The following is a 14,624-nucleotide window of genomic DNA, read 5'->3' as shown; positions in this document are numbered from 1 at the left end:
AATACTGAAATTTAGGCCTTTATCCTATTTGTAATAACAATTTAATTGGTTCAGCAGTGGCTCTCTCGCTTATTATGTAAACTCTCTAGCTAAAGGCAGTATTGCTCATTGCTCTTGCACATAGATGAATACAAATATCTATTTATCTAACCAACCACCTCCTCCGCAAGGTTTAAAAAGTCTTTCTTCGTTCTAACTGATTTATGCCTTTTGCTAGAAGGATAATTAGCTTTCTATAGTTAATCTTTATTTGTAGTCAAAAAAAAGCTAATTGGCATGATAAATTTGATTTCTAGGACGATTGCTAACATCAGTTGCTTACTTAAAGGACTTCAGGTAAAATCTTTTTTGGCTGTTGTCGTAGTTGGTTTTCTAGTGCTGACAACGAATGTTAATTATGAGCAGGGGCAGAATGATAAAGGCTTAAAGGAGAGAGTCCGCGAACAGGTAGAGCAAAATGATGCTGAAAGACCGAAAACAGTAGGGCAGTGGTTTAAGGATGCTCGTGAAACCGAAGATTCTCCTGGTGAACGACTTCAGAAGATTGGGCAACAGTCTGGAGAAGCCTTTAAAGAGTTTGGAGGTGGATACGTAAAGGGCGCTAAAGAAACTGCTAGTGATGTAGGCGACAGTGCGGCAGAAGCAGCCAGAGATGTCTCAAACAAAGTTGGACGCTAAATGCGTTACCATATCATATTGGCAGCAAGTACTAATAACTTTTCGCCAATAAAATAGTAATAATAGGGGCGCTGGTGTCTAACCACCGAATTCTAATACTTGGGTAACGCGCTCTCAGTTGCATAAAATATAGTGCTTTAGTAGGGGCGTACAGTTAGCTGTGCGCCCCTACTGCAGTATTCAGATTAATACAAGATAAGAAATATTTAAGCAATATCCTCGGAAGTTGGCATAAATAAAGAGAACTATTCAGGCTTGTTATTTGTAAGCAGTAAAAGCCATTTGATGCAGAAGCGTCAACAGCCTTGGATAGGGTAGTAAATATAACAATCAATACAATATAGTTATGTTTATTTATACCTACTAATCTAGCTGCTATCAATCAGCTATGTATAGTTTATTACTAAAATTTAGTAATTTAGCAACATATAAATAACTGTATGATAACTGTTTAAAAACATGGAACAATGAAGAGACAGTTAATAAAAAGCAGTATAGATGATTAGCGATATGAAGCATTCTAAAAGTACGCGAAAGCGAGGAATTGTCCTAACAATCGCTGGATTGAAGCGCTTACAAGCGGCGATTCTGGCTATGGAAAAGGTTCAAAACAATGGCAATCACTTCACTCTAGAAGATTTAGGCGATCGCATGAATGTTTCAACCAAAACTCTGAACCGATTATGGTCGTTGAATACAGGCGTGGATCAAAAAACCTTAAAGTTGTGCTTTACCGCCTTTAACCTAGAATTACGCAGGGAAGACTACACAATTTTGAGTGAACCGAATAATACTGAAGTTTATCCAACTCAATTGTTGAGTTTAGATACCGGGGAAAAGAAATTATCTCCGCATTTGTCCTTAGAATCATTTGTTACCCAGCACCATAACCAACTCGAAAATCTTTGGTCATACCCAGATGGTCCAGTAGCCCTTGATTCCCCCTTCTATGTCGAACGTCCTCCCATTGAAGAACTAGTTTATCGAGAAATAATTCAACCAGGCTGTGTGATCCGAATTCGAGCGCCAAGAGAGATGGGAAAAACTTCTCTTGTGTTGCGGCTATTGGCTTTTGCCCAGATGCAAGGTTATCGCCCTGTGAACCTGAATTGCAAGCAAATGGATGCAACCTGTCTGACAGACTTAAACAAGTTTTTGCGTTCTTTTTGCTGGCAAATTGCAACAGAATTAGGCATAGACCCTAAGCTAGATGAAAACTGGGATGAGGAAATAGGCTGTAAGTTAAGTTGCAGTTTATACTTACAATCCTATTTACTGAAGCAGAGTAAAAGTCCAGTAGTTTTAGTGTTAAATGAGGTTGACCACTTTTTTGAATATCCTCAAATTGCTCAGGAGTTCTTTGGTTTGTTACGCTCTTGGTATGAAGAAGCACGACAAGATGCTAACTTGCAGAAGCTTAGGCTAGTGGTGGTTTATTCTACAGAAGTTTACGTCTCTCTAGATATCAACCGTTCACCATTTAATATTGGACTACCGATCCGTCTGCCAGAATTTACTAAGCATCAAGTAGAGTATTTGGCCCAACGGCATGGGCTGAACTGGACTTCTCAGAACGAGGTTATGCAACTGATGTCTCTGGTGGGGGGACATCCAGCGCTAATTCGGATTGCTCTGTATTATATATGCTGTCAAGGAACCACCTTAGAGGAAGTAATATATGAGGCGATCGCTAACGGCGGTATCTACCGTTATCATTTATGGCGACACTGGGCAATCCTGCAAGAAAATTCCAGTTTAGTAAAGGCATATATTGAAGTTGTTAGCTCAAAGCAAAGCATTTCTTTGAATCCCATTGATGCTCATAAGCTCGAAAGCTTGGGATTAATCACTTATGAAGGCGATCGCATCCTACCCCGTTGCCAACTCTACCGCGCTTACTTTAAAAAACAACTAGGTGTTGCTGAATTTGAATATAAATCATTGCAAAAACGTGCTTGAAAAAACTACAGGTACATTTTCTCTTACACTTCGATGCTTACCGAAATTCTGAGCAGAGGTTTTCTTTGCTCAGATTTATCTTGAGCGTGAACTTTTTGGCTCTTGAATTAGTAACACCAAGAACTATCTACATTTTTAAATGATGGCGGCTGGAAAAGATTTTAAACTAATTAACTAGCTGACCAATAAAGTTGATAATCCTCAATAAAAAATGTTCCATTATTGGAAGACATTTTGAAAAAGAAGTAATAATCTCCTGGCTCCCAAATACCAAATTCTTGTTCTTGTTCTTGAACAGTAGCTGTCGAGCCACCGTTGGGAATAGTCATGCTAGCAGTTTGTGTTCTGTTTTGCGCTCCGATCAGAAAAACTTCCAGTAGGCAAAAACCCTGTAGTTCGGCAGAATAACGAATTTTGAAGCGGATTTTCCCCCCATCTCGTAGAGTGTTTTGAATAGAAAAATTTTCAGTTTGAATGGGATTACCAGACAGTTTGATGTCTTTACCTTGTGTTAAGATATCGATATGTTTTTGCTCTAACGAACTCACTAATTTTCCCCTTTAAAAAGAATCAAGTCTATTGAGATAATTGCATTTTTGACAACTATTTTTTACTGTCACGTAGTATTCTGCCGTCATCGCCAACAAAATGCAATGACAGATAAGACAGTTAAGAAAATAGTTAAAAAATTGATTGCAACAAAAATAATTTAAATTTGCAACAAATTTTAAACTTATAGGCTACATACATCTAGGGCAAGTAGCAAGGTGTGGTATAGTCTATTAATTTAAAAACTGCTGTAAGTGTTAACTAAATAGTTGAGACCCCATATATTGCAAAATTACATTTTGCAATATATGGGGTAAAGAGCAAGGAGGAGAGGAAACTGCCTCCGATCTCCTTTAAGAAACTTTTATATCTTGCAGCTTTGCCACCATTTCTGCACGCGCCGAAACCTTCAGCTTACGAAACATCCTCTTCAAAGCTTGTTTGACAGAATTTTGCGTAATCCAAAGTTTTTCCCCAATTTCTGAGTTTGTTAACCCCTGCGCCACTAATTCGGCAATTTCTAACTCACGCGCTGTTAGAGGATTTACTAAAAGGGAATTGGATATTTGTGGTTTTGTCGTCCGTAGAGTCGCCATTTTTGCTGATAAATGGATGCATAATGCACTCAGATCGGCTAAATCGTTGCCATTAAAAGCAGGATTCCCCTTATCACGAGCCAAGTTAAGCGTTCCTACAAGACGGCCATCGCAAACAATAGGCCCAGTCATTACGTGTTCGTGATCGGAACGCGAGCAAAAATGCTTCCAGTCTCCTGGTGATAATAATAACTGCTCATGGGCGGGAGCGTGACGCTCAACCACGTAGCGCCCGACTGGATTGCTTTCTAAGCATACTGCCGGAATACCCTGAACATCGATTTGGGTCGTTGGCCGATCGTCTAGGAGATAAATACCCCAATTTTGCACACCAAAATGCTCACCAATTTTATCCGTGAGAGCTAGCCTTAATTCTTGCTCATTTTGGACATTAGCGATCGCATGAAATATGGCGTGGAGAGAATTAACCATAAGCATAAGTGTACCCAGTTGGGGACTATCCAAGCCTCAACAATTACTTCTATGCTAATACCAAGGAAACTAAAACGCTAATTTACAGTAGCGACTAGGAGAAGCACATGACAGTTACACAACTCTCTGCTCAGGAACTTTTCCGGGCTGCTTATGAGAACCGCTATACTTGGGACAAGAATTTTCCCGGTTATACCGCAAATATTACCTATAAGCAAGATGATAAAGTTTTTACAGGCAAGGTTATCATCACTGCCAATCTGAAAGCCGAAGTTTTGGATGTAGATGACGAGCCAGCCCAGAAAGCAATTCATGGTCAAGCATGGGAGATAGCAATTCACCGCGTCCGCCGCAGCTTTGAAGACACCCACAGCGCCAATACCTTTAGCTATGGCAAAACTGATGAAACTGGTGCGGTTGAGCTTTTAATGGGTGGTAAGGCTGAGGGCGATAAATATAAAGTCCGCAATAATGAAGTGTGTCATGTTCACCGTCTAATCCACGGTACTTACGTGACAATTGACACTTTCAGCAGCCACGACACCGGAGAAGGCTACTTGTCCCACCGCTATGACTCTGTTTACCATGACCCCAAAACTGGGGAACAAAAGGGCGGTAGAAGCGAATTTGTCGATGAATATGAAAAAGTTGGCGATTATTTTATCCTAAATCGTCGGGAGATTCGTACCGAAACAGCAGGACAAATATCTATTCAGGAATTTATTTTCTCTGACATCAAATTGTTAGAACCTGTTGCTGCTTAATCTTTATTTGGTAATTTAAAAATTAGCGATCGCTCTTTAAGCTAAAGGGAGCGACCGCTTTTGTTTTTTGCAAGTCGCTAAGTAAACAGTTCAAAAAATTTTGCCTTCAAAATTTGAGACGATATCTATGGCAATCCCTTCAAATGTACGCGCAGAATTTCTTGAATTACTTGTTGCACAGCTTCTTTACTCAAGCTGCCATCTACCCGCACAATTCTTGAAGGATAAGATGCTGCTAACTCTGCGTATCCTTGCTGAACGCGCCGATGAAAAGCGATTGTTTCTTGTTCAATGCGGTCTAATGCGATTCCATCTCCCCGTTTGCGGGTTAGTCCAACTTCGACATCGATATCTAGCCAAATAGTTAAGTCACTTTCTAAGCCGGCAGTGGCAATATAGTTAAGCTGATTGATTAAACTCATATTCAAACCGCGACCATATCCTTGGTAGGCAATGGTAGAGTCAGTGTAGCGATCGCATAAAATATATTTCCCTGCTGCGAGATTTGGTTTAAGTTCTTGTTCCACGTGTTGCGATCGGTCAGCAGCATACAATAAAAGTTCTGTCACTTCTGCAACTGGTTTATCCTCTGCCTTCTCTAGTAGTAAGCGGCGAAGATGTAAGCCTAACTCTGTTCCCCCTGGTTCACGAGTGACTACCACAGAAACACCCAAACTTTCCAACCACTGAGAACAAAGCTGCATTTGGCTGGTTTTGCCGCAGCCTTCCACCCCTTCAAATACAATTAATTTGCCACCCATGCTTTTTAAAGTTCGCTGCAATAAACTTGTTCGCTGACGTTTAATCAAGAATAGCGTGAAGTGTTACAGGCGGGTGAGACGCTTACCCCACAATCAGTAGTTAGATACTTTTTTATTTGAAAGTTTCTAAATATAAGACTACCCCTTTCAAGGTGCGTAAAAATTTTGGTAAATAGATTCCTCTTTAAGCTCTATACTCTGTGTTCTCTGCGCCTCTGTGGTTAGAAAAAATACTTTTAAACCGCAGAGGCACAGAGATCGCTGAGGAAAAATAAGAGATTTTATGAGTCACCTTGAAAGGGCTAGTCCTAAAATACACAAGAACAAGTTTTTGGCAATTTGGCAGATCAACTATTTTTGATACTGATATTTTTGGGATTGTGCAACGAATGTAACAGAAGTTGCCATAACCAGGTGGTCGAGATTTTTAAGTTACTTCTGTAATTCCTTAAAGACATCAATTACAGCTAGTTATTTCAACTGGTATGTCAACGTGTCGGTGCATAATCAACTCGTACAGGAAATCAAGTATGTCAGGCGTAATTAAACGTCGTCAATTTATTCGGGCAACACTGGCAGCAACTGCAAGCATAGGCGTGTCTAAGATTGCTTCTGCAACCTATCGTGGTGAAGAATGTGTAGAAGCGCTGGTGATTGGTAGCGGTTTTGGTGGAGCAGTTGCAGCATTGCGCCTTGGTGAAGCTGGAATTAAAACCATAGTATTGGAACGGGGACGACGATGGCCAATCACCGCCGCAGGTAATACTTTCTCCACATATCAAAACCCAGATGGTCGGTCTACTTGGTTAAGTCCGACTACAGTTATATTCAACCAAGTTCCAATTGATATTTATACTGGTGTCCTGGATGTTAAGGTAGGCGATGGGATTATTGCTTATCGTGGAGCAGGGGTAGGAGGCGGTTCGCTAGTCTACAATGCTGTCAGTTATCAGCCAACTAAAGAACTTTTTTATCAAGTCTTTCCACGCAGTATCAAATATGAGGAACTGGATAAAGTTTACTATCCAAGGGTGCGTTCCGTCCTCAAACCATCTCCCATACCGGATGATATTCTAAAAACTGACTACTATTTAGCAAGCCGTATTTTATTAGAGCAAGCAGCCAAAGCTGGTTTAAAAGCCCGCAAACTTGATGTAGCTGTTGATTGGGATATCGTTCGCCAAGAAATTGCGGGTAAGAAGGTTCCTTCTGCGATCGCAGGTCAAGCTTACTATGGTCTTAATAGTGGTGCCAAAAATAGCTTAGATCGAAATTATCTGAGCAGGGCAGAAGCTACTAAAAAGGTGGAAATCCGACCCCTACACGTAGTCAACACGATCGAAGAATACCATGCTGGGCGTTACCGAGTTACCTGCAATCAAATCGATGAGCGGGGAGTTGTGCTGGCTAAAAAATCCTTTATCTGTCGCTATCTGTTTTTAGCAGCCGGTTCCATTGGCACCACCGAATTGCTTTTACGTGCCAAGCACAATGGCACATTGGGTCGCCTGAACAATCAAGTCGGAAAATTGTGGGGAACTAACGGTGATGGGATAAGTGCGATCGTTACTTCTAATCAAACGAATGCCACATTAGGCGGGCCAGCATCGGTAGTAATTGAAGACTTCGACAATCCCATCGCTCCATTAGTCATTGAGCAACTTCCTTTTCCGATAGTTCCACAAGGTGTTTTAGCTCCTCTGAGTCTAGCGATCGCCAAGCCAGAGGGCTATCTGACCTACAATACTTCTACGCAATCAGCTAATCTGTTTTGGCCAAAAGACTCAGCCAATAATCAGAAAATTACCCAGGCTAATCAGTATACTTACCAACGGCTAAATCAAGCAAATGGTACAACTTTTGGCGCACCCCTTGACTTTAGTGCGACAGCGCATCCTCTTGGTGGTGCAACTATGGGTGCTGTATGCAATACTTACGGCAAAGTCCACGGCTATTCTAATTTGTTTGTTGTAGATGGTTCTTTGATTCCTGGTTCGACTGCCTGCACTAACCCATCGCTAACCATCGCGGCTTTAGCGGAGCGGTGCATGGATCGTTTTCTCAATAAGAAGCTTCCTGAAAGCATGGAGTGGGAGTAAAGACAGGCTACTATCAGCTACACCTGGAAGACCAAATTATGGTGTAAAGAAATGCTGGTGTTGTGAATATGTTATGATTTCGAGCAAAAAGTCTCTGTTCAGAACATTTAGAAGATGGGAACTCTAGCTAATAAGTTTAATTACAGTATCCCACCCAGCACTGCCAATGATGTCCCATCCTGCTCATCCCACTTTGGGCCAATCTTCTTACCCTGGCTTGACTAGAAGCTTAAGTGCTGTTGAAAGTTGGGGTTTCGGTTTAACAGCTCATATTTCCTGGACAGCATTGGTTCCAGCAATTCATGCTGCTCTCGGTCCCCAAGCTATTTTTGTCTGGATACCTGCGGTGATTTTCGGAATGCTGCTCAACTACCAGGTAAAACGCTTGGGTATGCATTTTATAAATGTGGCTGGAGGAACGCCTAACTATGCTACTAAGTTGCTGCAAAACTATCCAGGAATAGCTTGCTATGCAGCAATTGGATACTTGCTCAACTGGGTTTCTTACCTGTCAGTTAATACTATCGTCCTCAAAGATTTAATTAAGGTGAATTTGGAGGCGCTGGGTATTGCCTGTCCAGAAATACTTTTAGATATTGGCTTTACACTGTTGCCGTTTATAGTCGCGTTTAGTGGAACTCGCGCCCTCAGTATTTTACATTTATTTTTTGTAATTCCAGCCTTTGGATTGCTAATTACCTTCTGTGTACAGGGTCTTGGCTGGTTAGCTTTCTCTGGTGATAGTCCAGGGTTTTTTCCTAGCAATTGGTCATCTCTGGGTTTTGTCGATTGGGCAAAGTGGTTCTTTTTCGTCACTTATGCCACCTACAGTTGTGAAACGGCTTCTTCTTTTGTCGCCGATAGCCGCCAACCCACTCAGACGCTACGTTTTCTAGATGTTGCGGCTTGGATGATGCCACCTATCTTTTTGGGGGGATCTTGGGTAATGATGCGGTTAGCAACCGATCCCAGCCTCAAAGACAATGCTTTTATGAATCTTGTGGCGGCTTCCCAACCTTTCTGGGGAAAATCAGCAGCTATAAGTGTTTCCTTTTTGCTAGTAGCTGCTTGTCTTTTAGGTTCGGCAACGGTTGTTTCTAATTGTCCTCGGATTTTGTATCAGTTGGCTTTAGACAAACACATCTCACCTGTATTTTCCGTTGTTTCACGTCGGGGTGTGTTTGTGCCGGCACTGACATTAACACTGGTGTTGTGCCTAATTTATTTGATTTGGGGAGATGTCGCGCGAATCGTAGCCGTTGGTAATGTTGGCTGGTTTGTCTCCTTTATGTTATTGCATTTGGGGCTTTGGCTGCGGCGCGATCGCTCGGAAGTTTTGTTCCCTCGCATATCTTTGGCGATTCTGCTGTTAGAAGTTGTGGTGTTAGTGGTGGGCGGACTTGCCTGGGGTTGGCTCAACTTGCTAATTGGGCTATTATTTCCCATTGGGGTTATGGGAATAGATGCAGTGATTCGCCGGGTGAAATTCCCTCCATTTCATCCCAGTTGGTGGATGCAGCGATATAAATCGCGCCCTGTGGTGATGATCAAAGACTCAGTAGTTCTTCAGGTGAGCATCCTGATTTTTTTACTGTGCAGCGCAGTGGCAGTTGGCTGGTTATTTGGTGTCAAACTTAATAAAACGGCAAGTGAGGCGGGGGAGAATATATTTGTGGTGCTGCTGATGACGGTGGCATTTGTGGGAGTAGCGATCGCTTGTTGGACAAGTTTACCGCAAGTGGTGGCGATCGCAGAAGCCCGTGAAGCTGCCGAACACCTATTTACTGTTGCCCAAGATGGTATTTTAGTTGTGGACGATCGAGGTATTATCCAGCAAGCGAATCCAGCCACTGAATCTTTCTTTGGTGTCAACCCATCTGAATTGCGGGGAAATCACCTCAATAAATGGCTAACTGCATTAGTCTACTATCCAGACGAGTGGGCAAAGCGCAGCGAACAAACCTTACTCCGCAATGGCAAAAACAAAATCCTAGAAGTTTCGATCTCAGACAGGCCCCATCAGGATTTTCAGGAGTATGTCGTCATTCTCCACGACATTACCCAGCGCAAACAAGCAGAGCAGATATTGCGATACTCAGAAGCACAATTACGCCAAGAGGCAAAGCATTTAGCATCTCAACTCATACATAGCGAAAAAATGTCCAGTTTGGGGCAGTTAGTAGCAGGAGTAGCGCACGAAATCAACAATCCAGTCAACTTTATCTATGGCAATATCACCCATGCCAATCAATATATTGAAGATTTACTGAAGATACTGCAATTATATCAGCAAAACTATCCTAATCCAGTAACAGAAATTAAAAAAGAAACAGAAGCCATTGACCTAGATTTCGTAATAGCAGACTTGCCCAAATTGTTAACTTCTATGACCGTCGGTGCCGAAAGAATCACAGAAATTGTCCTATCTCTGCGAAACTTTTCTCGGTTAGATGAAACAGAGATGAAAGCTGTAAATATCCATGAGGGTATAGATAATACATTGCTCATTCTAGAACATCGACTCAAGGCTAAATCTAACTCTCTAACAATTGATATTATCAAAGAGTACGGCGATCTGCCATTAGTAGAATGTTATGCCGGACAACTGAATCAGGTATTTATGAATCTTCTAGCAAATGCGATCGATGCTTTAGAAGAAGCAGTGGAGAATAGTGAGTGGGAAGTAGTAGAAAAAGCGCTTTCTACTCCCCAGATACGCATTCATACTAAACTCACTAGCGATAATCAGGTAGTTATTTGCATTGCTGATAATGGTACAGGCATTCCAGAAAAAGTACAAAAACAGTTGTTTGAACCATTCTTTACTACTAAACCAGTTGGGAAAGGTACGGGATTAGGTTTATCTATTAGTTATCAGATTATTACTCAAAAACATCAGGGAAAATTAGAATGCATTTCCGCTCCTGGAAAGGGGACAGAATTTGTAATTGTAATTCCGCTAAATCAGCAAGCTATCTAATTCTCAGCATTATTTGACGTAGTTAAATTTTTAACCAAATTAAAATAAATAGGTACAGTTTTGCGTAAAGGCATAGCGTTTTTAATACAAAATAACGCATTAACAATGCAGACCGATGCATTAATAATGCAAGCCGACGCATTAACAATGCAGACCGATACACTAACAATGCAAGCCGACGCATTAACAATGCAGACCTATACACTAACAATGCAAGCCGACGCATTAACAATGCAGACCTATACACTAACAATGCAGGGTATAGCCAAATTTAATTCGCTATAAATTAATTAAATTCTGTACCAAGCTGAATCTACTTTTGACATTAGAATAAGAGTCTGGCTATTACTCCGATTTTGGTAGTGAAAGAAAGGATTTGCTCATGGCAAGAGATAAAGCTTATCAAAAAGCAGAGCAGCGCATTGAAAAAGCACGGCAAGAGGGAGCAATAGAACTCGATCTCAGCAAGATAGAACTCACTGAGATACCAGAAGCGATCGCATCTCTGACACAGTTGCAACAGCTTGACCTCTCCAGAAACCAAGTGACCCAACTGCCAGAGGCGATCGCATCCTTGACCCAGTTGCAAACGCTTGACCTCTCCAATAATAAACTGACCCAACTGCCAGAAGCGATCGCATCCTTGGCTCGGTTGCAACGGCTTGACCTCTCTAACAACCAATTGACAGAACTGCCAGAAGCGATCGCATCCTTGGCTCAGTTGCAAGAGCTTAACCTCCGCAACAACCAATTGACAGAACTGCCAGAAGCGATCGCATCCCTGACTCGGTTGCAACGGCTTGACCTCTCTAACAACCAATTGACAGAACTGCCAGAAGCGATCGCATCCCTGACTCAGTTACAATCATTTGACCTCTCCCACAACGAATTAACGGAACTGCCAAATTCATTAAGTCGCCTACTGTATTTAGAGATATTTGATTGTGGAAGTAATCTACTCAGACAAGTTCCATCAGTCATAAAAGAACTGAAAGGGTTGAAAGAATTATATATTTACGCAAACGATTTAGAAGTAATTCCTTCATGGATTTGTGATCTGCATGTATTAGAAATACTCAGCATTGGTGGCAACCAAATTTCGGAACTTCCTAAATCACTGGATAAACTCCAAAGTTTAGAATTTATCATTTTAGGAGCTGATGATGGTGGTAATCCACTGAGCAAACTTCCTCCATGCATTCAACGAATTAAGCAAATTCGGAGGATTTGGGCAAATAACTGTGAACTGCATTTTTTGCCTGACTGGCTGAATGAATTCCCACAGTTGGAAGAACTCTATCTAGGAAGCAACTGTCTAACCGACTTGCCAGCATCGCTAGGGCAACTTCCTCACCTGGACGATATCCAGCTTGACCACAATCCCCTCAATCCTGATCTTGCTGCTGCCTACGAACAAGGCACTGAAGCAGTCTTGCAATACCTGCGGGCAAGATCAGAAGCACAGGTGACGCTGAATGAAGCCAAACTGATCCTAATTGGTGAGGGTGAGGTGGGCAAAAGTTGTCTGTTGGGAGCATTGCGGGGAGATGAATGGGAGGATGGTCGCCCCACGACTCACGGGATTGAAATTAAATCTGTAATCGTCACCGATCCCGACAGTGGCACAGAGATATCACTCAATGGTTGGGATTTTGGCGGTCAACGGGTTTATCGACCGACGCACCAGTTGTTTTTCAGTGCCCCAGCCGTGTATCTGGTGATCTGGAAGCCACGGGAAGGTCCCCAGCAGGGCTTTGTCAAAGAGTGGATTACGCTGATCAAAAATCGAGAACCAGATGCAAAGGTGTTGGTCGTCGCAACCCACGGCGGCCCCGGACAGCGACAACCGGACATTGACAGACAAGAAATTCTGGATCAATTCGGCAAAGATACGGTAATCGATTTCTTCCATGTAGACAGCAAACCCAACCAGGATACGACGGATTGCGCTGGTCTTGCAGAATTAAAAGATACTATTGCTCGTGTCGCTGCATCTCTTCCCGAAATGGGGCGTTCCGTTCCAGCAAAGTGGCAACAGGTGCGGGAAACTTTACAGACAAGTGACAAAGCCTATCTCCCCTACGATGATGTCATTACCATCTGCGCTGAACAGGGAATCGATGAGGAGCAAGCAGAACTGTTTCTTCGCATCTCCCATATATTAGGGCATTTCATCCATTACCATTACGACCCAACACTACGCGATATCGTCATTCTCAAACCCGATTGGCTGGCAAAGGCGATCAGCTTCGTGCTAGATGATGAAACAACACGCAAACGCAACGGTTTAGTGGAATTTAAACATCTCAGCCAGTTGTGGAGCCATCCGCCATTTGCAGGCGAAGAAGGCTACCCCCCAAAATTGCATCCAATCTTTCTGCGGCTGATGGAACGCTTTGATCTATCCTACAAAGTGGTTTTCGATCCGTCAGAAACTAGCAATACCAGCCTAATTGCTCAACTCGTTCCCGACACACGCCCGGAGCCATTGCCCAATTGGGGAGAGCAACCAGAAGCGGGAGATAGACAACAGGTGCAAATCTGCCGCATTGTGGACAGTCGCGGACAGTTTGCAGTAGCAGAAGGTTTGTTTTACCAGTTAATTGTTCGGTTGCACAAATACTCGCTGGGACGGGCGAATTACGAAAACAGCATCCATTGGCAACGGGGCTTAATGCTTGACAATGATTACAACGGTCGGGCATTGCTGGAATATGTTGGCACTGATGTAAAAATTACGGTACGGGCAGCTTATCCAGAAAGGTTCCTGTCATATCTCACAGAAGAGATTAAATGGCTAGTCGAGAATTTCTGGGAAGGATTGCGTTGTAATGTGATGGTTCCCTGCATTGAAACTTGCGGTATGAATGCCCCTGGAAACGGACTGTTTGAGGTACAAAAACTAATTGAAAGCAAAAAGAAAAATCGCCATGAGTTCCCGTGTCCCATTTCCGGGTGTGGCGAATGGCAAAACATCGATCAATTGCTGAATAACGCGCCAACTGCTCAACCCCCATCCCAAGAAATTGGCATTGAGCAGTTCCGATACATTGTGAAAGACGAGCTAAACGTCATCCGCAAAGATTTGGTTATGTACGATCGCCTAGATCAAGCACGCTTTCAGGTATTATCTCAGGAGCAACGTACCATTTTAAGCCAGGTCGATCAGCAGTTTGCAGAACTGATGCAGATGCTCACCGATGAAGCGAAAGATGGCCCGCGCCTGTTCAGCTTTAAACCCATTGAACCAGGATTTTTTGATCGCCCCAAATGGATTAGTGCTAAGTTTCAACTCACCCTCTGGTGCGAACACGCACGTCAACCACTTCCAGCTTTAAATCCCAACGACAAGAAAAAGGGAGTCTATGAATTAGACTTACCGCGTGAGTGGTTCACCAAAGCAGTCCCCTATCTCAGAATTTTGACCGGAACCCTGAGCCTAGTCTTACCTGTGGCAGGTTCGGCAACTAAATTTATACTGGATGATACTACCTACAAAGCCATTGAAGAACAACTTGATTTAGGACAGAAAAGCATCGAGTCTACTTTGAAGGGAAGTGATATGGCTTTGGCTGGAAAGTCCAAGAGCGATGCTTCCTTCTTGGAAGGCGATGCAATCCGCGCTCAAGGCTCAATTTTGCGAGAATTACACACCTTATTAAAAGAGAAAGATCCTAGTTTTGGTGGTCTAGTGCGGGTGCAAAACAAACGCCGTGAATTTCTTTGGGTTCATCCTCAATTTATAGATGAATATTAATTGACAACGGGTATTTGAGCTATTTCGTAATTTTTTATGATTATACAGG

Annotated in this window: 9 protein-coding genes; 6 read left to right on the top strand and 3 right to left on the bottom strand. The window is 42.6% G+C overall.

The window, feature by feature from the left end:
• Positions 1–276 precede the first annotated feature (276 nt).
• The gene (locus tag NPUN_RS33230; protein WP_012412730.1) at positions 277–678 is read left to right on the top strand and encodes a hypothetical protein; all 402 of its coding nucleotides are present in this window, start codon (positions 277–279) and stop codon (positions 676–678) included.
• Between the two features lie 510 nt (positions 679–1,188).
• On the top strand, positions 1,189–2,637 hold the full coding sequence (locus NPUN_RS33225) for an AAA-like domain-containing protein (protein ID WP_052304722.1): 1,449 nt from the start codon (positions 1,189–1,191) through the stop codon (positions 2,635–2,637).
• A 170-nt stretch (positions 2,638–2,807) separates the two neighbouring features.
• Here the strand turns inward: NPUN_RS33225 and NPUN_RS33220 are convergent, their stop codons facing one another.
• Entirely contained in the window at positions 2,808–3,185 is a 378-nt protein-coding gene (locus tag NPUN_RS33220; RefSeq protein ID WP_012412728.1) for a hypothetical protein, read from the bottom strand.
• A gap of 354 nt (positions 3,186–3,539) precedes the next feature.
• Positions 3,540–4,214, bottom strand: a complete 675-nt coding sequence (locus tag NPUN_RS33215) for a LuxR C-terminal-related transcriptional regulator (RefSeq protein WP_041565797.1) — start codon at positions 4,212–4,214, stop codon at positions 3,540–3,542.
• 107 nt (positions 4,215–4,321) lie between these two features.
• Here NPUN_RS33215 and NPUN_RS33210 point away from each other — a divergent pair, with 107 nt between their 5' ends.
• Positions 4,322–4,978, top strand: a complete 657-nt coding sequence (locus tag NPUN_RS33210) for a DUF3386 domain-containing protein (protein ID WP_012412726.1) — start codon at positions 4,322–4,324, stop codon at positions 4,976–4,978.
• A 125-nt stretch (positions 4,979–5,103) separates the two neighbouring features.
• Here the strand turns inward: NPUN_RS33210 and tmk are convergent, their stop codons facing one another.
• Positions 5,104–5,739, bottom strand: a complete 636-nt coding sequence (gene tmk, locus NPUN_RS33205; protein WP_012412725.1) for a dTMP kinase — start codon at positions 5,737–5,739, stop codon at positions 5,104–5,106.
• 530 nt (positions 5,740–6,269) lie between these two features.
• Here tmk and NPUN_RS33200 point away from each other — a divergent pair.
• The 3 genes from NPUN_RS33200 (at position 6,270) to NPUN_RS33185 (ending at position 14,575) form a co-directional block, all read left to right on the top strand.
• The gene (locus NPUN_RS33200; RefSeq protein ID WP_012412724.1) at positions 6,270–7,838 is read left to right on the top strand and encodes a GMC oxidoreductase; all 1,569 of its coding nucleotides are present in this window, start codon (positions 6,270–6,272) and stop codon (positions 7,836–7,838) included.
• Between the two features lie 166 nt (positions 7,839–8,004).
• Entirely contained in the window at positions 8,005–10,818 is a 2,814-nt protein-coding gene (locus tag NPUN_RS33195; RefSeq protein ID WP_012412723.1) for an ATP-binding protein, read from the top strand.
• A 382-nt stretch (positions 10,819–11,200) separates the two neighbouring features.
• Complete coding sequence (locus tag NPUN_RS33185) at positions 11,201–14,575, top strand: leucine-rich repeat protein (RefSeq protein WP_012412722.1); 3,375 nt, start codon at positions 11,201–11,203, stop codon at positions 14,573–14,575.
• Positions 14,576–14,624: the final 49 nt, after the last annotated feature.

Origin of the sequence: Nostoc punctiforme PCC 73102 (assembly GCF_000020025.1) — a bacterium.
In the GTDB taxonomy this organism is placed as follows: domain Bacteria; phylum Cyanobacteriota; class Cyanobacteriia; order Cyanobacteriales; family Nostocaceae; genus Nostoc; species Nostoc punctiforme.
Note: the sequence above shows the minus strand (reverse complement) of the source record. Positions and strands in the feature narration are given on the sequence as shown.